The sequence below is a fragment of the Pseudomonas sp. CBZ-4 genome (assembly GCF_000346755.1).
GTDB lineage: Bacteria > Pseudomonadota > Gammaproteobacteria > Pseudomonadales > Pseudomonadaceae > Aquipseudomonas.
Map to the genome: position 1 here is coordinate 38,255 of NZ_ANNV01000067.1, position 21,561 is coordinate 59,815.

Here is a 21,561-nt window from a genome sequence, read left to right on the forward strand (position 1 = left end):
GCGAACGGGGCGCCTGGGGCGCCCCGTCTGGCTTACTCGACAGGGACTTCAACAGGCGATTGTTTCGGCGTGTTGTCTTCGTACTCTTGCGCGGCTTTCAGGGCGTCGGCGTCAGCCTTGGCCTTGTTGTCGGCGGCTTGCTGCAAGGTTGCGAGTTTTTCCGGTGTGAGCATCTGCAGGCGCAACATCACGCGCTGTACCAGTTCGCGACGGATTTCCTTGCGTACCTGGATGGTCTCGGAGTCTGAGCCGACCAGGTTGTTGCCATCGTGGCTGACGATTTTCTGCACGACGATCTTGTCACCCATCAGCGGCAGCTGATCACGGCCACGGACTTCGAAGGTCAGCTCGGTGGCCAGTTCAATGTCCGATGCGCGGCCAGCACTGGCGTAGCTCAGGTTGCGCTGGGTATCTTTCTCGTTGGCCAGGAACAGCTTGTAGGTCGCGCCGGTGTAGACGTGCACGCCGCTGCTTTCCAGAACCTGGCGCAGCTGGGTCACGGTATCGCCGTAGGCGTCGCGTGCGCTGACATCCAGTTCCTTGATCGTCAGGTCATTGGTGCCGGTACCGCGCAGCTGGAAGCCGCAAGCGCTCAGCAGTACGGCAAGGCCCATCACCAGCAGATTGCGTTTGATCATTGTGTTGCTCCCCTTGAAACCAGGTGGGCCTTATCGAGGCCCTGAAGGTTTTGTTCGGCGCGGGGTTCGAACCCCGCGCCCGATCCGATTTAGCTGGCGACGATATTGACCAGTTTGCCAGGCACGACGATCACTTTGCGGATCGTGAGGCCTTCGGTGAAGCGCAGCACGTTCTCGTTGACGCGCGCGGCGGCTTCGACGTCTTCACGGCTGGCGCTGGCCGGCATGTCGATCTGGCCACGCAGCTTGCCGTTGACCTGGATCACCAGTTGCAGCGTGTCCTGGACCAGTGCGCTGTCATCCTGCTTTGGCCAGGCCGCATCAATGACCGCGCCGTCGTGGCCCAGTCGGTTCCACAGGTCGTGGCTGATGTGCGGTGTGATCGGCGCCAGCAGCAGGGTGACCGTTTCCAGGCCTTCCTGAATCAGCGCGCGGTCCTGTTCGGTCGCCTGCGGGGCTTTTTCCAGCACGTTCATCAGCGTCATCACCTGGGCGATGGCGGTGTTGAACTTGTGGTTCTGGCCCACGTCCTGGCTCGCTTGGCGGATGGCCAGGTGCGTGCTGCGACGAATGACTTTCTGCTCATCGCTCAGGCCGGCCACGTCCAGTTTGCCCGGCAGGCCCTGGCTGATATGGGCGTGCGCCAGGCGCCAGACGCGCTTGAGGAAGCGGTGCGAACCTTCGACGCCGGAGTCGGACCATTCGGCGCTCATGTCCGGCGGCGAGGCAAACATCATGAACAGGCGGCAGGTGTCGGCGCCGAACTGGTCGATCATCGACTGTGGGTCGACGCCGTTGTTCTTCGACTTGGCCATCTTCTCGGTACCACCGATTTCCACCGGCAGGCCGTCCGAGATCAGCTTGGCGCTGATGACCTTGGCTTTGCTGTCACGCACCAGCTCGACGTCCGCCGGGTTGAACCAGGTGTAGGCACCATTGGCTTCACGACGGTAGTAGGTCTCGGCGATCACCATGCCTTGGGTCAGCAGGTTCTTGAACGGCTCGTCGGAGCTCACCAGGCCTTCGTCGCGCATCAGCTTGTGGAAGAAGCGTGCGTACAGCAGGTGAAGAATGGCGTGTTCGATACCACCGATGTACTGGTCCACCGGCAGCCAATGGTCGGCTGCGGATTTCTCCACCAGGCCACCCTCGTAGTGCGGCGAGGCGTAGCGGGCGTAGTACCACGAGGACTCGACGAAGGTGTCCATGGTGTCGGTTTCACGCTTGGCCGGCTGGCCGCATTTCGGGCAGCTGCATTCGTAGAACTCAGGCATGCGCGCCAACGGCGAACCGGCGCCGTCCGGCACCACGTCTTCCGGCAGGACGACCGGCAGTTGGTCTTCCGGTACGGGCACGTCACCGCAGGTTTCGCAGTGGATGATCGGGATCGGGCAGCCCCAGTAGCGTTGGCGGCTGATGCCCCAGTCGCGCAGGCGGAATTGGGTGCGCGAGGCGCCCAGGTTTTTCTTGATCAGTGCCACTTCCATGGCGTCGAACGCGCCCTGGAAGTCCAGGCCGTCGAACTCGCCGGAATTGATCAGCGTGCCGTGCTCGCCGTAGGCGTCTTGCCACGGGGCCGGGTTGGTCTCGCCGGAGCTGGTGCGCACCACGGACTTGATCGGCAGGGCGTACTTGGTGGCGAACTCGAAATCACGCTCGTCGTGGGCCGGCACTGCCATTACAGCGCCATCGCCGTAGTGCATCAGCACGTAGTTGGCGACCCACACCGGCAACTTCTCGCCAGTCAGTGGGTGCTCGACGAACAGGCCAGTCGGCAGGCCTTTTTTCTCCTGGGTGGCGACGTCGGCTTCGGCCACGCTGCCGCCTTTGCATTCGGCGATGAACGCCTGCAGCTCAGGGTTGTTCTGTGCGGCTTGAGTGGCCAGTGGGTGCTCGGCGGCCACGGCGACGTAGGTCGCGCCCATCAAGGTGTCTGGACGGGTGGTGAAGACTTTCAGTGCGCCAGCAACGCCGATGGAATCGACGTTGTACGGGAACTGCACTTCCATGCCCTTGGACTTGCCGATCCAGTTGCGCTGCATGGTCTTGACCTGTTCAGGCCAGCCCGGCAGGTCGTCGAGGCTCGACAGCAGTTCATCCGCGTAGGCGGTGATCTTGAAGTAGTACATCGGGATTTCGCGCTTTTCGATCAGCGCGCCGGAACGCCAGCCGCGACCGTCGATCACCTGTTCGTTGGCGAGTACGGTCTGGTCGATCGGGTCCCAGTTGACGGTGCCGCTCTTTTTGTAGATCACGCCTTTTTCGAACAGGCGCGTGAACAGCCATTGTTCCCAGCGGTAGTAATCCGGCTTGCAGGTGGTCACTTCGCGGGACCAATCCACCGCCAGGCCCAGGCTGCGCAGCTGGGTCTTCATGTAGGCGATGTTTTCGTAGGTCCACTTGGCGGGCGCTACGTTGTTTTTCATCGCGGCGTTTTCTGCCGGCATGCCGAAGGCGTCCCAACCCATGGGTTGCAGGACGTTCTTGCCGAGCATGCGCTGGTAGCGCGAGATGACGTCGCCGATGGTGTAGTTGCGCACGTGCCCCATGTGTAGCTTGCCGCTGGGGTAAGGGAACATCGATAGGCAGTAGTAAGTCTCCTTGCCTGGCTGTTCACTGACTTCAAAGGACTTTTGCTCGTCCCAGAAGGTTTGGGCGGCATTTTCGATTTCACGGGGCTGATATTGTTCGTGCATGGCTACTTTTGAACTGAATAGGGGTGGCCTAATCCTCTTCGGTGCAACGTTCAGGTTGATCGACACCAAAAAGCGGCGCGTCCGTGCCCAAACCCTGCGGGAAGTGGAGTTACAGGAAGCGCCGTAGCATACATGACCCCACTCTATCGAGGGAAACCCTGATTGCGCAGCAGGGGCCGTCTGTCGCGGCACCAGGCAGGTGCAGCCACGAGGGCTACGCTGTTTATTGGGGAGCAAGACTTTTCTTCAATGAGGTGAGGGGATGGCTGAATCGCAGCGAACTTTAACGAAACCGCAGTTGTACGAAGGACTGATCGACCGTTTGGGTCGTGCATTGGATGCAGCAAAAACAGCGGGCCGATTGTGTGATGAGCGGCCTGAGGAGCTGGAGTTGCGTGGCTTGAGCCAGGCAGAGCTTGAACTGATCAAGGTTTTCCTGGAGTCCAATCACCACCGCGCATCGTTTGGGCAGGCCTCCCCGCTCGCCCAAGAGTCTTTGCGCTCGGCCAAGGTGGTTTGGCTGAAAGACTTGCCTGCCGCTCGCGGCCCGGAAAAGCTTCGGGCCGTACGGTGCAAGTGATGCACAGCGTTATCTGTAAACCTTCTTAATTGTGCTGGTAAAGATTGTCGCTAAATCCCGTTGCATCTAGGCTTCGGGCATCTTTGGAGATGCCCGATGCCTTTTCGTTATTTCATCAAGCAACTGTTATTGCCCCCCGGTCTTTTCTTGCTGCTGCTGGCGCTTGCCTGGTGGTTGCGTCGCAGCCGCCCGCGGCTGGCCGGGTGCTGCTTTGCGCTGGGGCTGGGCGGCATGTGGTTGATGAGTTTGCCGGTGATGGTGGAGTGGGGCGCTCACACCCTTGAGACTGAGCCGCCGTTGGTGCGGGAAGAGTGGGCAACCCTGGCGCAACGCGCCGACGCCATTGTGGTGCTGGGTTCGGGGCGTGAGCGCGGCGATCCGGCGTGGGGCGCCGATCAGCCCACCGGCATCGGGCTTGAACGTGAGCGTTATGCGGCACGCCTCGCCAAGGCATCGGGGTTGCCGGTGTTGACCAGCGGAGGGTTGCACTATGGCACGCCACCCAGCGAGGGCGAGTTGATGGCGGTGTCGATGAAGGATGACTTTGGCGTTACGGTGCGCTGGAAGGAAGAGCGCAGCCGGACCACTTGGGAAAATGCGCAGATGAGTGCTGAGATTTTGCTGCCCGAAGGTATCAAGCGCGTGGTGGTGGTTACCCAGGCCTGGCACATGCCGCGTTCGGTGTGGAGCTTTGAGCAGGCCGGCTTCACGGTGGTGCCAGGGCCGGTCGGTTTCCTTGGTGTGGACAATGCCCGGCCGTTGGGCGGCTGGATGCCGGAATTCAAGTCGATCTGGCAAAGCGGGCAGTTGATCAATGAGGCGGTGGGGCAGATAGGTTACCGATTGTTCTACCGATAACCCGCAGCACAGCAGATCAAATGTGGGAGCTGGCTTGCCTGCGATGGCATCACCTCAGTACAACTGGTACACCGAGGTGTCTGCATCGCAGGCAAGCCAGCTCCCACACAAGCGAGTTCCCACATGGGTTTTGTGGTGTCCCTTAGACCGTCTTGGCCATTCGACCGGCCAGCAGCGCCCAGCCAAACAGCAGCACACACACAATAATCAACGGCCATGACCGCCATTGCAGGTACGGGGTGAGGTTGTGCATCGGCACCACTTCGCCATACAGAATCCCGCGCTCGAACTGCGGGATCTGCGCCGTGATCTGCCCGTACGGGTTGATCAGGCCAGTCACGCCGTTGTTGGTGGCGCGGATCATCCAGCGGCCGGCTTCCAGGGCACGCATCTGCGCCATTTGCAGGTGCTGCAAGGGGCCGATGGAGGTGCCGAACCAGGTGTCGTTGCTGATGGTCAGCAACAAGTCGCTGCGGGCGGAAAGGCCAGCGGCGAACTCCGGGTACACCACTTCGTAGCAAATGAACGGCGCAATCTGATAGCCCTTGGCCTGCAACATCGGCTGGTCTTCCGGGCCGCGGGCGAAGTCCGACATCGGCAGGTCGAAGAAGGCAATCAGCCCGCGCAGCATGTCCTGCAACGGCACGTACTCGCCAAACGGCACCAGTTTCTGCTTGAGGTAAGTGCCTTCGCCTTCGCCGACCACGGTGATGCCGTTGAAGTAACGCTTCTGGTGATGCACTTCCTGGCGGATCGGCACGCCGGTGATCAGCGCGCTGTGCCGGTCGGCGGCGAACTTGCCCATCATCCCCAGGTAGCCTTCAACCGACTCCTTGAGTACTGGCACGGCGGTTTCCGGCCAGATCAGCAGGTCCACCGGCTTGGAGGCGAAGCTCATGTCGCGGTATAGCGCCAGCTGCGCATTGAGCTGCTCGGGGTCCCACTTCATGCTTTGTTCGACGTTGCCCTGGATCGCGGCGACGGTCAGCGGTGCGCCGGACGGCGAGGTCCAGGCGTGATGCTTGAGTGCCAGGCCGATGGCCCATGGCGCCACCAACAACACCAGGCCCGCGCCGATAAAGGCGTTGCGCTTGCTCGCCAACAGGCGCGGCAGGTTGCACAGAACAGCGGCGGTCAGCGCCAGGGCGAAGGAGATCAGCCACATCCCGCCGACTGGCGCGAGGCCAGTCAATGGGCCGTCGAGCTGGCTGTAACCGGAATAAAGCCACGGGAAACCGGTGAGGAACCAGCCGCGAAACGCTTCCTGGCCGACCCACAAGGCTGCAAAGGTCAGCGCATCGGCCAGCGGCGCTTCATTGCGGCGCAGCCAGCGTGCCCACAACCAGGCGGGCAGGGCGAAGAACAGGGCGATGGCGGCGGTAAACGCCAGCATCAGCAAGCCCGCCAGCAGCACCGAAGCGCCGCCGAAGTGGTGGATGCTGTAGTAGATCCAGCTGGTACCGGCGCCAAACAGGCCGAAACCAAAGCACCAGCCACGCCCCAGGGCTTGGCGTGGGCTCAGTTCCCGCAGGCCGATATAGAACAATCCGACGGCGATCAGCGCAAACGGCCATAGATCGAACGGCGCCAGCGCCAGGGTGGTGATGGCGCCGGCCACCACGGCCAGCAAATTACCGGGCCAGCCGGGGCGGGTTAGGCGCTGCATGTCATTCCTTAGCGGGCAATAGGTGTCAGGCGGATCAGATGGATACGACGGCTGTCCGCGTTGAGGATACGGAAGCGATACGCGCCGATCTCGGTGGTTTCGTTGCGTTTTGGCAGATGGCCAAACGCATTCATCACCAGGCCGCCAACGGTGTCGAATTCATCATCGGAGAATTCGCTGTCGAAGAACTCGTTGAAGTTTTCGATCGGCGTCAGCGCCTTGATCAGGAAGTCACCGCTGGGCAGGGGCTTGATGTAGCTGTCTTCCTCGACGTCGTGCTCGTCTTCGATGTCGCCGACGATCTGTTCCAGCACGTCTTCAATGGTCACCAGGCCGGCCACACCGCCGTATTCGTCGATCACGATGGCCATGTGGTTGTGGTTGGCGCGGAACTCGCGCAGCAGCACATTCAGGCGCTTGGACTCGGGCACGAAGGTGGCCGGGCGCAGCAAGTCCTTGATGTTGAAGTTGTCGCCGTTCTCCTTGAGGATCAGCGGCAGCAAGTCCTTGGCCAGCAGGACGCCCATGACGTCGTCGTGGCTTTCACCGATCACCGGGTAGCGCGAGTGCGCCGAGTCGATCACGGCCGGGAGGAATTCCCGTGGGGTCTGGGTCGCCTTGATGCTGATCATCTGCGAGCGCGGGACCATGATGTCACGTACTTGCAGGTCAGCGACCTGGATGGCGCCCTCGACGATGGCCAGCGCTTCGCTGTCCAGCAATTTGTTCTGGTGGGCCTCGCGCAGCAGCTCCAGCAGCTCCTGGCGGTTTTTCGGCTCGTGGGCAAAAGCCTGGGTCAGTTTACCCAGCCATGACTTCTGCCCGTTGCTCGATCGGTCTTCGCTCATAGCGATTACTCTAAATCCTTTGTTGTTTCAGTTGAGTGTCTTAGTTTTCGTCATCTGCGTAAGGGTCTGGATGACCCAATTCGGCAAGCAACGTTTGTTCCAGTGTTTCCATTTCCTCGGCTTCGTCATCGTCTATATGGTCGTAACCCAAGAGATGCAAGCAGCCGTGGATGACCAGGTGTGCCCAATGGGCTTCCAGTGCCTTGCCTTGTTCCTTGGCCTCGCGCTCGACGACTTCGACGCAGATCACCAGGTCACCCAGCAGTGGGATGTCCAGTAACTCATCGGGCACGTCGGCGGGGAAGGACAGCACGTTGGTCGCGTAATCCTTCTGGCGCCAGGTGTGATTCAGTTCGCGGCCTTCGGGCTCGTCCACCAGGCGGATGGTCAGTTCCGAGTCGGCGGTGCGCTGGCGCAGGGCCAGGGCGCACCATTGACGGAACTGCTCTTCACTGGGGGCGGGCGCTTCGGTGGCCAGTTGCAGGTCTAGCTCAAGCATCGCGGCGAGCGTCCTTGGACAAACCATCGTCACGGTGTTCGAAGCGCTCATAGGCTTCGACGATGCGCTGCACCAGCGGGTGGCGCACCACATCCTTGGGCGAGAAGTGCGTGAAGCTGATGCCCGGCACGTCCTTGAGCACTTCAATCACATGGCTCAAGCCCGACTTGGTGCCCTTGGGCAGGTCAACCTGGGTGATGTCGCCGGTGATGATGGCCGTGGAGCCGAACCCGATACGGGTGAGGAACATCTTCATCTGCTCGACCGTGGTGTTCTGGCTTTCGTCGAGGATGATGAAACTGTTACTCAAGGTGCGGCCGCGCATGTAGGCCAGCGGGGCGATCTCGATTACCTGGCGTTCGATCAGCTTGGCCACGTATTCGAAGCCAAGCATCTCGTACAACGCGTCGTAAAGCGGGCGCAGGTACGGGTCGATCTTCTGGGCGAGGTCGCCGGGCAGGAAACCGAGCTTTTCGCCCGCTTCGACCGCCGGGCGCACCAGCAGGATGCGGCGCACTTGCTCGCGCTCAAGGGCATCCACCGCACAGGCCACAGCCAGGTAGGTCTTGCCGGTACCGGCGGGGCCGATGCCGAAGTTGATATCGTTACCCAGGATCGCCTTGACGTACTTCTGCTGATTCAAGCCTTTTGGGCGAATCATGCCTTTCTTGGTACGCAGGGCCACGCTGGCTTCAGCTACTGGATTGTTGGCCAGGTCTTCCACAGCCGATTCCTGCAAATACAGGTGCACGGTTTCTGGCGACAACTCGCTACCCTTGGTTTCGCGGTAGAGACGGCGCAGCAGGTTTTCTGCAGATTTAGTGGACTGGGTTTCACCAATGAGCTCGAACTGATTGCCGCGGTTGCGGATCTCGATGCCCAGGCGTTGTTCGATCAGGCGCAGGTGCTCGTCGAACTGTCCGCACAGGTTGGCGAAACGGCGAGCCTCAAACGGCTCGAGGAGAAAATGATGGGGTTCTACGATGGGTGCGTTCAAGGTCGCTTTTAGCCGCCCTTTGGCTGTTGAGGTGAAATAGAGAATAACGCCAGTGGCCGGTGTGCGAAAGCACTTAAATGGGCTGGCTTCACTCTCCAGACCAATGAAGAACCCCTGTGGGAGCTGGCTTGCCTGCGATGAGGCCGGCACATCCAAAATAGAGACTGCCTGTTACACCGCTATCGCAGGCGAGCCAGCTCCCACATTTGCTCTTCATTTGTCTTCGGGTTTTTGCGCTCAGTTGATCAACGAGCCCCGCAACGAGTGCGGTTGCGCCGCGTCGATGTGCACGTCGGCAAACTGGCCGATCAGGGTCGGATTGTCGCAACGGAAGTTGACGATCCGGTTGTTCTCGGTGCGGCCTTGCAGCTCGCCCGGGTCCTTTTTCGAATAGTCGGTGACCAGGATGCGTTGGGTGGAACCGACCATTTGTCGGCTGATCTCGAACCCCTGCTGGTTCAGCCGGTGCTGCAACGCGTTCAGGCGCTCTTTTTTCAGTTCTTCCGGGGTTTCGTCCAGCAGGTCGGCGGCCGGTGTGCCGGGGCGCTGGCTGTAGACGAACGAGTAGGAAAAGTCGAAACCGACGTCTTCGATCAGCTTCATGGTCTGCTGGAAGTCTTTCTCGGTTTCGCCGGGGAAACCGACGATAAAGTCCGAACTGATGCAGATGCCCGGCACGGCCGCGCGCAATTTGCGCAGTTTGGATTTGTATTCCAGGGCCGTGTGATTGCGCTTCATCGCCGCCAGGATACGGTCCGAGCCCGATTGCACCGGCAAGTGCAGGTGTTTGACCAGCTCCGGCACTTCGGCGTGGGCCTGGATCAGGCTGTCGGAGAATTCCAGCGGGTGCGAGGTGGTGTAGCGGATGCGCTCGATGCCATCGACGGCGGCGACCACGCGGATCAGTTCCGCCAGGTCGGCCAGGCGACCGTCATGGGTCAGGCCGCGATAGCCGTTGACGTTCTGGCCCAGCAGGGTCACTTCACGCACGCCGTTTTCGGCGAGGTGGATGATTTCCGACATGACATCGTCAAACGGCCGGCTGACTTCTTCGCCGCGGGTGTAGGGCACCACGCAGAAGGTGCAGTATTTGCTGCAGCCTTCCATCACCGACACGTAGGCGCTCGGCCCGTCGATGCGCGGTTCGGGCAAGTGGTCGAATTTTTCGATTTCGGGAAACGACACATCGACCTGCGGCAGCTTGGTGATGCGTGCGGCGTCGATCATTTCCGGCAAGCGGTGCAGGGTCTGCGGGCCGAAGACCACATCGACATAGGGCGCGCGGTCGCGGATCGCGGCGCCTTCCTGGCTGGCCACGCAACCGCCGACGGCGATCACCATCTCCGGGTTGGCCAGTTTCAGTTCGCGCCAGCGGCCCAGCTGCGAATACACACGGTCCTGGGCCCGCTCGCGGATCGAGCAGGTATTGAGCAGGATCACGTCGGCATCTTCGGCGCGGGCGGTGACTTCCAGGGCCTGATGTTCGCCCAGCAGATCGACCATGCGCGAGCTGTCGTACTCGTTCATCTGGCAACCGTGGGTTTCGATGTAAAGCTTCTTGGCCATGGGGATCGTCAACTGGTGGTAAAGAACCGCGCATTATAGGGGGCATGCCCATTGGTTCCTAGCGTTGTGCATCGGGTGCCATGCTATAGTTCGCGCCCTCTTTTATATCCCCGATGTGTTGCTCGCCCACCATGACCAAACGTGAAGCTCCAATCTACAAGGTGATTTTCCTCAACCAGGGCCAGGTGTTCGAAATGTACGCCAAGCAGATCTATCAGAGCGATCTGTGGGGTTTCCTGGAGGTGGAGGAGTTCGTCTTTGGCGAGCGCACCCAGTTGGTCGTCGACCCGGGCGAAGAGAAGCTCAAGGCGCAGTTCGAGGGCGTGGTGCGCAGTTTTGTGCCGATGCATTCGATTGTGCGCATCGATGAAGTCGAGCGTTTGGGCACGCCGAAGATCAGCGAGGCGCGGGGCATGGGCAATGTGATGCCGTTTCCGATGCCGATGCCTGAGAAGTAAGGCTTAAGACCGCGTCGCGGCCATCGCAGGCAAGCCAGCTCCCACATTTTGATTTGTGAACACGTTCAAGTGTGGGAGCTGGCTTGCCTGCGATAGCGATAGAAGGGTTTAGATGAATTCAGGGCAGGGGTGAGAAGGGCGAACGCCCATCCGCACTCTGCAATTCCTGCAAATAATTGCGAAAGATCTGCCCCAGCACCTGGGTCGCCACTTCCAACTCATCGCGCTGCATGTGCTCGGCCACTTCGTCAGCCGTATCCAGCGCATCCTCTGCACCGTTGACCGCCGCCATCTTCAGCACGATATACGCCTGGACGTTGTTGGCCGGCACGCCTTCGCCATGAAAGAACATGGTGCCCAGCTTGAATTGGGCTTCAGCATGGCCCTGCAACGAAGCTTTCTCGAAGTAGCTCAAGGCTTTGTTGAGGTCGCGGGCGGGGTTCTTGCTGTCGTGGAAGTACTCACCCAACTCGTATTGCGCTTGCGCATCCCCGCCGTCGGCCTGTTTCTGGCACGCGCTCAGGGCTTCGGCCTGGCTGTCTGGCTGGGTATTGAGGGTGCAACGACCCATCGCTGGGATTAACAACGAGTTGCCGCCTGCTTGTGCATGTGCCAGCAGCGGCTGAAGGAGCAACAGGCAGCCCAGAACCAGGGTGCGGCCGGTGCGTTTCATGGGAATCGACTTACCTCTGACGGGGCGCGCGGACCCTCAGGGGATCCAATAAGCGCGCATTATGAAATAAGCAGGCCTCTGCTTACAAAGTCTTTACTCGTTTTTCTGCTGGTTGGGCAACTTATCTGCCGGATTGCAGGTGATTTCTCGAAAAAAGCAGGAAAAGTCTGTAAGCAAAGTGGCAAATCTGACGCTGCCGGGGCAACGTCAGAATCTGCATGGGCTTATTTCAAGGCAGCGAAGGCGCGCTCGGCGGCATCCAGGGTCAGTTTCAGCTCGGCCTCGCCATGGGCGATCGAGGTGAAGCCGGCTTCGAATGCGCTTGGCGCCAGGTACACGCCGCCTTCCAGCATCAGGTGGAAGAAGCGTTTGAACAGGTCGGCATCGCTGCCCATCACGTCATCAAAGGTGACGATATCGTCGGCACCGCTGAAGTACAGGCCGAACATGCCGCCCGCTTGCGTGGTGACAAACGGGATACCGGCGGCGTCGGCACGTTGTTGCAGGCCGTCGAGCAGGCGCGTGGTGTAGTCGGTCAGTTCGGCGTGGAAACCCGGGCGGCTGATCAGGCGCAGGGTGGTCAGGCCGGCGGCCATGGCCAGTGGGTTGCCGGACAAGGTGCCCGCCTGGTACACCGGGCCGAGCGGCGCGATGTGGTGCATGATCTCACGCTTGCCGCCGAAGCAGCCTACAGGCATGCCGCCACCGATGATCTTGCCGAAGGTACTCAGGTCCGGCGTCACGCCGTAGTGCGCCTGCGCGCCGCCGAGGGCCACACGGAAACCGGTCATCACTTCGTCGAAAATCAGCACCACGCCATGCTTGTCGCACTGTTCGCGCAGGCCTTCGAGGAAACCCGGCGCCGGCGGTACGCAGTTCATGTTGCCGGCCACCGGCTCGACGATGATGCACGCCACGTCCTGGCCCACTTCATTGAGCATCTGTTCGACGGCGGCGATGTCGTTGAACGGCAGGGTCAAGGTGTGTTTGGCGAATGCGGCCGGTACGCCGGCCGAGCTTGGTACGCCTTGGGTCAACAGGCCGGAACCGGCTTTCACCAGCAGGCTGTCGGAGTGGCCGTGGTAGCAGCCTTCGAACTTGATGATGCTGTCGCGGCCAGTGAAACCACGGGCCAGGCGGATCGCGCTCATGGTGGCTTCGGTGCCGGAGCTGACCATGCGCACCATTTCCATCGACGGCACGATCGAGCAGACCAGGTCGGCCATCTCCGTTTCCATGGCTGTCGGCGCGCCGTAGGACAAACCGTGTTGCAGCTGCTGGTGCACGGCGTCGAGCACGTCCGGGTGGCTGTGGCCGAGGATCATCGGGCCCCACGAGCCAACGTAATCCACATAACGCTTGTCATCTTCGTCGGTGACGTAGGCGCCTTCGGCATGCTTGAAGAACAGCGGCGTACCGCCCACGCTCTTGAACGCACGCACGGGGGAGTTCACACCGCCGGGGATGTGTTTCTGGGCATTGGCAAACAGCGTTTCGGAACGGGACATAAGGGGGCTCTCTGCAATCAGATCTTAAGAAGGGCGTTGAAGGCGCGGGCGCGGCGCGTGACTTCCTGGGTGCTGTCGGCACCGAACAGGCCGTGGACCACTGCCAGCAGGTCGGCGCCGTGGGCCACCAGCGGTGCGGCGTTCTCCAGGGTGATGCCGCCGATCACGCAGATCGGTACCTGCAGGCGCGCGCGGGCCTGGGCCAGCATCTCGACGGTGGCCGCCGGGGCGCCGGGCTTGGTGCTGGAATTGAAGAAGCGACCGAAGGCGACGTAACTGGCGCCCTCGTTCGCGGCCTGCTCGGCCAGTTCGATCTGGCTGTGGCAGGTGCTGCCGATGATCGCCTTGGGGCCGAGCAATGCGCGGGCGGGCGTCAGCGGGCCGTCGGTCTGGCCCAGGTGCACGCCGACGCCCAGGCGCGCGGCCAGTTCGGCGTCGTCGTTGATAATCAGCTGGGTCTTGTAGCGCGAGCACAGCTCCCGCAGCTTTTCCGCTTCGCGCAGGCGCTGGGCTTCGTCGCTGCTTTTGTCGCGGTACTGCAACAGGGTCACGCCACCGTCCAGCGCCGCTTCGACGTAGGCGAGGAATTTGCCGGCCAACAGTTGGCTGTCGGTAATGGCGTAAAGGCCACGTAGTTTCATCGGGCAAGCCCCTTGGTCTTACGAGCAGAAATCCAGCGGCAGGCGGCGCGGTACGAACTGGCCCTGGCCGAGTTGTTCGGCGTCACGCAGGGTGCGCCAAGTGTAGTTGAGGGCCGATTGCACGGCGCTGACCAGGCCTTCGCCCTGGGCGATTCGCCCCGCCAGCGCACTGGCCAGCGTACAGCCCGAACCGTGATAACTGCCCGGCAGACGCTGGCAGGTAAAGGTCTGCTGCGTGCCGTCGCGGCTATATAGACGGTTGTGCACTTCATGCTCATCGCCATGCCCGCCGGTGATCAGCAGGTGCTTGATATACGGCAGCAGCTTCGCGGCGCATTCGTCTGCGGTGCCGTCAGGCAGCTCGGCGAGGATGCGCGCTTCGGGCAGGTTCGGCGTGGCAATCAGCGACAGCGGCAACAACCGCTCGCGCATGGCATAGCCAACTTCATCCTTGCCCAGGCTGCCACCGCCACCGGCGCGCAGCACCGGGTCGCACACCACCGGCAGGTGCGGATGCGCCTGCAGCAGCTCGACCACGGTGTCGACCATGGCGGTGGAGCCGAGCATGCCCAGCTTGACCGCCGCGACGTCGGAGTCGCCCAGCACGGCATTGGCCTGGGCCAGTACCCACTCGCGGTCGAGCACGCGGAAATCGCTGACATTGACGGTGTTCTGCACGGTCAGCGCGGTGACGGCCGGAGCCGCATGGCAACCCTGGGCAAGCAGGGCTTCGATATCTGCCTGCAGGCCGGCGCCACCACTGGGGTCATGGCCGGAGAGACAGAGGACAACGGGGCGAGAGCTGTAGATATTCATGGTGCGCGAGCTTACCACCAAACGCTTTTTGCGTGGCTGTCTGGCGATGGTTGAATTTTGCCCCGAGTGTGGCACTTTTCTGGCGCTTGCCGACTGCATGGAATCGCTCTGAAAGTGCCGTTCTAGAGCCTTCGTAAAATTTATTTACATGGCTTCTAGTGGCCTTTAGCAGCTATGCTAGAGTGGATCCAAATTACTAACAGTATTGCCGGTATACGTCTTCTCAAAAGGAATGGGGACTTTTTGACATAACCGGACAGGCCACGCTGGGGCTCTATGCGCTATTTTTTGATCTTACTGTTGTGCGGGCTGCCGCTGCTCGCCAACGCCATCGGGTTCAACCAGGACACGCGAAGCCTGCCCCTGGGCCGCGTGATGCAAGTGCTCGAAGACCCCACCGACGCCCTCACCATCGCCGAAGTCAGTTCCCCCGCGTACGCCGCCCAGTTCAAGCCCCACGACAAAGCCACCCTCAATGCCGGTTATTCGCGTTCGGTGTTCTGGCTCAAGATCGACCTGCATTACCAGGCCAAGGACCCTCGCGCGCCACGCACCTGGTTTCTGGAGTTGGCCTACCCGCCGCTCAATCACCTGGACCTCTACCAGAGCGACAGCACTGGCGCCTATCGCCTGAGCACCCGTACCGGCAGCGCGCTGCCGTTTTCCAGCCGGGAAGTGCGCCAGAGCAACTACCTGTTCAAGCTCAATTTCGTCCCCGACCAGCAGGAGACGATCTACCTGCGCCTGCAAAGTGAAGGTTCGATCCAGGCACCACTGACCCTGTGGGCCGGCACCGCCTACCTGGAGCAGCAACCGCTGCGCCTCTATGTATTGGGCGCGATCTACGGCGTCTTGCTGGGGATGTTGATCTACAACCTCTTCATCTACCTGAGTGTGCGCGACACCAGCTACCTCTATTACATCCTCTATATCGCCTCGTTCGGTTTGTACCAACTGGCGGTCAACGGCGTGGCCGTGGAGTACTTCTGGCCGAACAGTCCATGGTGGACGAATGCCGCGGTGCCGTTCCTGATCGGCTCGGCGGCGCTGTTCGGCAGCCTGTTCGCGCGCAGCTTCCTGCATACCGCGCAGCACAGCCGTTGGATCGACCGCATCTTGCTCGCGCTGGCCGCCTGCGGTGCGCTGGTGATGGCGCTGGCGCTGCTGACCAGCTACGCCGTGGCCCTGCGCCTGGCGACCGGCCTGGCGCTGGTGTTCACCGTGACCATCTTTATTGCCGCGATCAAAGCGTGGTTGTGTGGCCAGCGCATGGCGCGGTATTTCATCATTGCCTGGTCGGCCTTCCTGCTCGGCGGGGTGGTGAACACCATGATGGTATTGGGCTACCTGCCCAACGTATTCCTCACCATGTACGCCAGCCAGATCGGCTCGGCCATCGAGGTGGCGCTGCTGTCCCTGGCCCTGGCGGATCGCATCAACGGCATGCGCGAGCAACAGGCGCAGATCCTGTTCGATGCCAGCCAGAAACTCGAAGTGCTCAACCAGCAACTGGCCCGCAGCAACCGGCTCAAGGACGAATTTCTCGCCACCCTGACCCACGAACTGCGCACCCCGATGAACGGCGTGATCGGCTCCCTTGAACTGATGCAAACCGTTCACCTGGACGACGACCTCGCGCAATACCAGCAGACCGCCGCCGGTTCGGCACGGGACATGATGCGCATGGTCAACGGCATCCTCACCCTCACCGAGCTGCAAGCCGGGCGCCTCACCGCGCAGCCGCAGGTGTTCAGCCTGCGCGGTGTGCTCGACACCTTGCGCCAGCAATTCAGCGCCAGTGTGCAAAGCAAGGGCCTGGAATTTTCCATCGATGTGGCGGATGAACTGCCGGACCGGATGATCGGCGATGCGGACAAGCTGACCCAGTGCCTGGATTGCCTGCTGGACAACGCCTTCAAGTTCACCCACCAAGGCGCGGTGCGCGTGCGTGTGGTCGGTGTGCCCGATGGCGCAGGTGTGCTGCGCCTGAGCTTTATCGTCACCGACAGCGGCATCGGCTTCGCCTTTCTCGACGAAGCCACGCTGTACCAGCGTTTCTTCCAGCTCGACGGTTCAACCACCCGTGAATACGGCGGCCTGGGCATTGGCCTGGCGATCTGCCGGCAGTTGATCGAGTTGTTGGGCGGGCGTCTGACCCATCATTCGGAACCACGCAAGGGCAGCCGCTTTCAGTTGGAAGTGGAGGTCAAGCCGGTGCCGTCCGAACCGAAAGCCGCGGGGCCGAGCCCGCAGCGCGCGCCGCAGGACTGCGCGGTGCTGATGGTGGATGACAACAGCGTCGGCCAGTTGGCGGTGCGCGGCATGTTGCTCAAGCTCGGTTACCGGGTCAGGACCGTGGACAGCGGCCCCGCGGCACTGGCGGCCTTGCAGGGGGAAACTTTCGAGGCGGTCTTGCTGGATGTGCCGGAGGGCGGTTTCTCGTTGTGTTGTCAGATCCGTGCCTTGCCTGGCTGCGGTGAGCTGCCGGTCATCGCATTGAGTTCATCGCTGAACACGTCAGACCGTGAGCGCTGCCATGGCATCGGCATCACCGAGCGGCTGGCCAAGCCCGTGCGTTTCGAGGCGTTGCAGGCGGTGCTGGAGCGTTGTGTGCTGTGCCAGGTCGAGGGCGAAAGCGCCGGACATTAGGCGCCTATGCCACTTTTTTAAGCGCAGTGCCGGTGCTTAACTGAAATTCAGGCCGCCAATGACCGTGGCCTTTTTTCCAGGAGGCCCGTCATGAACCTGCATCAGTTCGCCGAAACCCACGACGTCACTAACCAGCCGCCGTCCCTGGACGGCACCAACCTGTATCGCATCGACGTGCCCTTGCAAGAGTGGTCGCGGCGCTTCGGCGCTGGCTGGGCCGAGGCGCGCCTGCATGCTTATGGAGCGCTGGCCGGTGGCCCGCTGATGGCGGCCGGGTTCCTGGCGAATCAAAACAAGCCGGTGTTTAGCAGCCACGACCGTTATGGCCATCGCATCGACCTGGTGGAATTCCACCCGGCCTACCACGAGCTGATGCGCACGGCGGTGGAACACGGCCTGCCGTCGCTGCCCTGGGCGCATCCGCAGGCGGGCGCCCACGTGGCCCGCGCCGGCTTGACCTACCTGCACAGCCAGGCCGAAGCCGGCACCGGTTGCCCGCTGACCATGACCTTCGCCTGTGTACCGGCCCTGCGCCTGCAACCGGATCTGGCTGACATCTGGCTGCCGAAAATCCTCAACACCGAATACGACCCGCGCAACGTCGGCATCGCCCATAAAGCCGGGGCCACCATCGGCATGGCCATGACCGAGAAGCAGGGCGGCACCGACGTGCGCGCCAACACCACCCGCGCCTATCCGGTGGGCGCCGGTGGCCCCGGTCAGGCGTATGAGCTGGTGGGGCACAAATGGTTCTGCTCGGCGCCGATGTGCGATGCGTTCCTGACCCTGGCCCAGACCGACAAGGGCCTCACCTGTTTCCTACTGCCCCGGCACCGCCCGGACGACACGCGCAACGAGTTCTATATCCAGCGCCTGAAAAACAAGCTCGGCAACTGCTCGAACGCCTCCAGCGAAGTGGAGTTCCGTGGCGCCCTGGCCTGGATGATCGGCGAAGAAGGCCGGGGCGTACCGACCATCATCGAAATGGTCGCCATGACCCGCTTCGATTGCATGGTCGGCTCCAGCGCCCTGATGCGCCAGGCGCTGACCCAGGCCAGCCATCATTGCGCCCATCGATCGGTGGGCGGTCGTGTGCTCAGCGAGCAACCGCTGATGCAAAACGTGCTCGCCGACCTGGCGCTGGAAAGCGAAGCCGCGCTGGCGTTGAGCATGCGCATGGGACGCGCGCTGGATCATCTGGGGGATGAACAGGAAGCCAAGTTCGCTCGGCTGGTGACGGCGGTGGGCAAGTATTGGATCTGCAAACGCGCGCCGGCAATGATCAACGAAGCCGCCGAGTGCATGGGCGGTGCGGGCTATGTCGAAGACAGCATCCTGCCGCGCCTGTACCGTGAGGCACCGGTGAATTCGACGTGGGAAGGTTCCGGCAATGTGCAGTGTCTGGATGTGCTGCGCGCGTTGTCGAAAGAGCCGGGGGTGTTGGAGGCGTTGTTCGTCGAACTGGGGGATGGGCACGGTGACAAGTCGCTGGCGCGGCATATCGAACAGTTGAAATCCGTGTTTATGGACACCCAGGACATCCAGTACCGGGCGCGGCAACTCACCGAGGACATCGCCGTGGCGTTGCAGGCCAAGTTGTTGCTGGAAGCGGGGAATGGGGCGGTCAGTGATGGGTTTATTGCCAGTCGCCTCGGCGAATCGTCCGGCCGGGTGTATGGCACATTGCCCCGTGGCGTCGATGTGGAAGCTATCGTCGCCCGCTCAACACCAACCCTCTGACTACACTCGATCAAAATGTGGGAGCTGGCTTGCCTGCGATAGCGGTCCATCACTCACATTATTGCTGATTGACCCACCGCTATCGCAGGCAAGCCAGCTCCCACAGGGATTGCACCCATCTTGAGAGGGCACTCCAATTCAAAGTTTGCGTCTGACAGGGATACAGGCAAGATAAAGGCCTGCACGTCAGAACACAGGATGCTTACCGTGACCGAAGCTTTTGTTGTCGTTCAATCCGCCGAAGAAGCCGTGGACCGGCTGGCGGCTCTGCATGAGCGTGCTACCGGCGCACTCAACCAAGCCCTCAAGCAATACCTCAAAGACCGCGTCGAACCCGACGCCGAACAACGCGCGCTGTTTCGCTACCCGGAACTGCGCCTGACCTACCACTGCCACGGCGAAGTCCCACAGACCACCCGGGCATACGCCAAGGTCCAGTTGCCGGGGACCTACAGCGTCACCGTCACCCATCCCGCCGCGTTCCGTAAGTACCTGCTGGAGCAACTGGTGCCGCTGATGCACGACTTCACCGTGACGGTGGAAGTGGGCGTCAGCCAGCAGAACATCCCGTACCCCTACGTGGTGGAGCAGGGCGACGAACTGGCCGGCTCCGGCGTGACCGCCGCGACCCTCGCCCGTGTGTTCCCGAGCACCGACCTGTCGGCCGCCACCGATGGCATCGCCGACGGCCTCTACGACTGGGAAAACACCGACCCGCTGCCCCTGGCGCTGTTCGATGCAGCCCGTGTGGATTTTTCCCTGCGCCGCCTGGTGCACTACACCGGCAGCGACTGGCGCCATGTGCAGCCGTGGATCCTGCTGACCAACTACCACCGCTACGTGGACCAGTTCATCCTGCATGGCCTGGAGCAACTGCGCAGCGACCCGCGTTTTATCCGCATGGTGCTGCCGGGCAACGTGGTGATCGACAAGAGCATGGACCACGGCGAAGCGTCGGCGATTGCGGCGGGTGTGGTCTGGCACCGCTACCAGATGCCGGCCTATCACTTGCAGGCCAGCGACGGCCACGGCGTGACCCTGGTGAACATCGGTGTGGGCCCGTCCAACGCGAAGAACATCACCGATCACTTGGCGGTGCTGCGTCCGCATTGCTGGCTGATGATCGGCCACTGCGGCGGCCTGCGCCAATCCCAGACCATCGGCGACTACGTACTGGCCCACGCCTATATGCGCCGCGACGGGATTCTCGACCGCGTGGTGCCGCCGAACATCCCGATCCCGGCCCTGGCCGAAGTGCAGATGGCCTTGCAGCAAGCGGCGGCCAACGTCACCGGCGAAAAAGGCGAAGAGCTGAAAAAACGCCTGCGCACCGGCACCGTGCTGACCTATGACGACCGCAACTGGGAACTGCGCTGGGCCCAGGAACGGCCGTTGATCAACCTGTCCCGCGCCGTGGCGGTGGACATGGAAAGCGGCACCATCGCCGCCCAGGGTTATCGCTTGCGGGTGCCGTATGGCACGTTGTTGTGCGTCTCGGACAAACCGCTGCACAGCGAGATCAAGCTGCCGGGTTCGGCCAACGCGTTCTATGAACGTGCGGTGAGCCAGCACTTGAAGATCGGCATCGAGGCGGTGGATCTGCTGCGCACCGAACTCAACTCGCTGCACTCGCGCAAACTGCGCAGCTTCGACGAGCCGCCGTTCCGCTAAGCGGTTGGGATGGTCATTTAACGGTCAGGCCACTAGCATTGTCGGTCCTGACCGTCAGATGTACCGAAGCCATGTCCCGTCCCACCCGTCCCGATTCGCGCCGCCCTGGCGTGAAGCCCCCGTATTCCGCTGCGCGGCGTGTCGCCAAGGCTCCGCCGGCCGAGCCGAAGCTGATCCTGTTCAACAAACCCTTCGACGTGCTGACCCAGTTCAGCGACGAAGGCGGGCGCGCGACCCTCAAGAATTTTATCAACATCCCCGGCATCTACCCGGCGGGTCGCCTGGACCGTGACAGCGAAGGTTTGCTGCTGCTGACCAACGATGGCCAGTTGCAGGCGCGGATTGCCGACCCCAAGCACAAGCTGGCGAAAACCTATTGGGTGCAGGTGGAAGGTGAACCGAGCGAAGAACAACTGCAACGCCTGCGTGCCGGTGTGGAACTCAACGACGGCATGACCCTGCCCGCCGAGGCCCGGCAGTTGGATGAGCCCGAACTGTGGCCGCGCAATCCGCCGGTACGCTTTCGCAAAAGCGTGCCCACGTCGTGGCTGGAATTGGTGATTCGCGAAGGGCGCAACCGCCAGGTTCGGCGTATGACGGCGGCAGTAGGCTTGCCCACGTTGCGCCTGGTGCGTGTGCGCATTGGCGACTGGACGATCGACGGCCTGGATCAAGGCCAGTGGAAGGAAGTGCCGGCGCGCCTATAGGGCACCGGACTCGATCAGGCCGATCACCACGCTCTTGATGATGAACGCGGCCACACCCAGGCCCAGTACGAAGAACAGGATGAACGAGCCAAAGCGCCCGGCCTTGGACTTCTTCGCCAGGTCCCAGACGATAAAGCCCATGAAAATGATCAGGAGGGTGACCAGGCCGGTCATCATCCATTCTTCGAAGAGGGCGGGGTCGATGTTGTTCATGGGGGGCTTCCGACAGGGCAGGCGGGCAAGTATACGGCAGCGTTACAGACGCAACATTGACTTGAGTCGAAGCACTATCCAAATGTGGGAGCTGGCTTGCCTGCGATAGCATCACCTCGGTATCACTGATACACCGA

19 protein-coding genes are annotated in these 21,561 nt (G+C 61.9%); 7 read left to right on the forward strand and 12 right to left on the reverse strand.

All coding sequences use genetic code 11. The features are described 5' to 3' along the window. Positions 1 to 32: 32 nt before the first annotated feature. Positions 33 to 638, reverse strand: a complete 606-nt coding sequence (lptE, locus tag B348_RS0108135; protein WP_017735636.1) for an LPS assembly lipoprotein LptE — start codon at positions 636 to 638, stop codon at positions 33 to 35. Positions 639 to 727: 89 nt separating this feature from the next. Continuing rightward, positions 728 to 3,334 carry a leucine--tRNA ligase gene (gene leuS, locus B348_RS0108140; RefSeq protein ID WP_017735637.1) on the reverse strand — a complete coding sequence of 869 codons (2,607 nt, stop codon included), beginning with the start codon at positions 3,332 to 3,334 and terminating at the stop codon, positions 728 to 730. Between the two features lie 262 nt (positions 3,335 to 3,596). Here leuS and B348_RS0108150 point away from each other — a divergent pair, with 262 nt between their 5' ends. Continuing rightward, positions 3,597 to 3,914 carry a hypothetical protein gene (locus B348_RS0108150; RefSeq protein ID WP_017735638.1) on the forward strand — a complete coding sequence of 106 codons (318 nt, stop codon included), beginning with the start codon at positions 3,597 to 3,599 and terminating at the stop codon, positions 3,912 to 3,914. Between the two features lie 96 nt (positions 3,915 to 4,010). Then, positions 4,011 to 4,772 carry a YdcF family protein gene (locus B348_RS0108155; RefSeq protein ID WP_017735639.1) on the forward strand — a complete coding sequence of 254 codons (762 nt, stop codon included), beginning with the start codon at positions 4,011 to 4,013 and terminating at the stop codon, positions 4,770 to 4,772. Positions 4,773 to 4,914: 142 nt separating this feature from the next. Here the strand turns inward: B348_RS0108155 and lnt are convergent, their stop codons facing one another. The 5 genes from lnt to miaB form a co-directional block, all read right to left on the reverse strand. Continuing rightward, positions 4,915 to 6,438, reverse strand: a complete 1,524-nt coding sequence (gene lnt, locus B348_RS0108160) for an apolipoprotein N-acyltransferase (protein ID WP_017735640.1) — start codon at positions 6,436 to 6,438, stop codon at positions 4,915 to 4,917. Between the two features lie 8 nt (positions 6,439 to 6,446). Then, a complete protein-coding gene (locus B348_RS0108165; RefSeq protein ID WP_017735641.1) occupies positions 6,447 to 7,286 on the reverse strand; it encodes an HlyC/CorC family transporter in 840 nt (279 codons plus the stop codon). A 40-nt stretch (positions 7,287 to 7,326) separates the two neighbouring features. Then, positions 7,327 to 7,785: an rRNA maturation RNase YbeY gene (gene ybeY / locus B348_RS0108170; RefSeq protein WP_017735642.1), complete on the reverse strand. Its 459-nt coding sequence runs from the start codon at positions 7,783 to 7,785 to the stop codon at positions 7,327 to 7,329. Then, on the reverse strand, positions 7,778 to 8,782 hold the full coding sequence (locus tag B348_RS0108175; RefSeq protein ID WP_017735643.1) for a PhoH family protein: 1,005 nt from the start codon (positions 8,780 to 8,782) through the stop codon (positions 7,778 to 7,780). Before B348_RS0108175 ends, ybeY begins: the two co-directional genes overlap by 8 nt. Positions 8,783 to 9,019: 237 nt before the next feature. Next, positions 9,020 to 10,348, reverse strand: coding sequence for a tRNA (N6-isopentenyl adenosine(37)-C2)-methylthiotransferase MiaB (miaB, locus tag B348_RS0108180; protein ID WP_017735644.1), 1,329 nt, complete (start codon positions 10,346 to 10,348; stop codon positions 9,020 to 9,022). A 131-nt stretch (positions 10,349 to 10,479) separates the two neighbouring features. Between miaB and B348_RS0108185 the strand changes: the two genes are divergently transcribed. Continuing rightward, a complete protein-coding gene (locus tag B348_RS0108185) occupies positions 10,480 to 10,806 on the forward strand; it encodes a DUF1820 family protein (protein ID WP_017735645.1) in 327 nt (108 codons plus the stop codon). A 118-nt stretch (positions 10,807 to 10,924) separates the two neighbouring features. Here B348_RS0108185 and B348_RS0108190 read toward each other — a convergent pair whose 3' ends face one another. The 4 genes from B348_RS0108190 to B348_RS0108205 all read right to left on the reverse strand — a co-directional run bounded on the left by B348_RS0108190 (position 10,925) and on the right by B348_RS0108205 (position 14,444). Next, positions 10,925 to 11,479 carry a tetratricopeptide repeat protein gene (locus tag B348_RS0108190; RefSeq protein ID WP_017735646.1) on the reverse strand — a complete coding sequence of 185 codons (555 nt, stop codon included), beginning with the start codon at positions 11,477 to 11,479 and terminating at the stop codon, positions 10,925 to 10,927. A gap of 224 nt (positions 11,480 to 11,703) precedes the next feature. Further along, positions 11,704 to 12,987, reverse strand: coding sequence for a glutamate-1-semialdehyde 2,1-aminomutase (gene hemL / locus B348_RS0108195; protein WP_017735647.1), 1,284 nt, complete (start codon positions 12,985 to 12,987; stop codon positions 11,704 to 11,706). Between the two features lie 17 nt (positions 12,988 to 13,004). Further along, positions 13,005 to 13,628 (reverse strand): thiamine phosphate synthase, encoded by a 624-nt coding sequence (thiE, locus tag B348_RS0108200; protein ID WP_017735648.1) that lies wholly within the window; start codon positions 13,626 to 13,628, stop codon positions 13,005 to 13,007. A gap of 18 nt (positions 13,629 to 13,646) precedes the next feature. Next, on the reverse strand, positions 13,647 to 14,444 hold the full coding sequence (locus tag B348_RS0108205; protein ID WP_017735649.1) for a hydroxymethylpyrimidine/phosphomethylpyrimidine kinase: 798 nt from the start codon (positions 14,442 to 14,444) through the stop codon (positions 13,647 to 13,649). 276 nt (positions 14,445 to 14,720) lie between these two features. Between B348_RS0108205 and B348_RS0108210 the strand changes: the two genes are divergently transcribed. The 4 genes from B348_RS0108210 to B348_RS0108225 all read left to right on the forward strand — a co-directional run bounded on the left by B348_RS0108210 (position 14,721) and on the right by B348_RS0108225 (position 21,211). Continuing rightward, positions 14,721 to 17,093 carry a hybrid sensor histidine kinase/response regulator gene (locus B348_RS0108210; RefSeq protein WP_017735650.1) on the forward strand — a complete coding sequence of 791 codons (2,373 nt, stop codon included), beginning with the start codon at positions 14,721 to 14,723 and terminating at the stop codon, positions 17,091 to 17,093. Between the two features lie 90 nt (positions 17,094 to 17,183). Further along, positions 17,184 to 18,833: an acyl-CoA dehydrogenase family protein gene (locus B348_RS0108215; RefSeq protein ID WP_017735651.1), complete on the forward strand. Its 1,650-nt coding sequence runs from the start codon at positions 17,184 to 17,186 to the stop codon at positions 18,831 to 18,833. A gap of 198 nt (positions 18,834 to 19,031) precedes the next feature. Beyond that, positions 19,032 to 20,504 carry an AMP nucleosidase gene (gene amn, locus B348_RS0108220; protein ID WP_177325320.1) on the forward strand — a complete coding sequence of 491 codons (1,473 nt, stop codon included), beginning with the start codon at positions 19,032 to 19,034 and terminating at the stop codon, positions 20,502 to 20,504. A 71-nt stretch (positions 20,505 to 20,575) separates the two neighbouring features. After that, a complete protein-coding gene (locus tag B348_RS0108225) occupies positions 20,576 to 21,211 on the forward strand; it encodes a pseudouridine synthase (protein WP_017735653.1) in 636 nt (211 codons plus the stop codon). Here the strand turns inward: B348_RS0108225 and B348_RS0108230 are convergent. Further along, a complete protein-coding gene (locus B348_RS0108230) occupies positions 21,206 to 21,415 on the reverse strand; it encodes a DUF2788 domain-containing protein (protein WP_025858220.1) in 210 nt (69 codons plus the stop codon). The two genes, B348_RS0108225 and B348_RS0108230, sit on opposite strands and share 6 nt — an antisense overlap. Between the last annotated feature and the right edge of the window lie 146 nt (positions 21,416 to 21,561).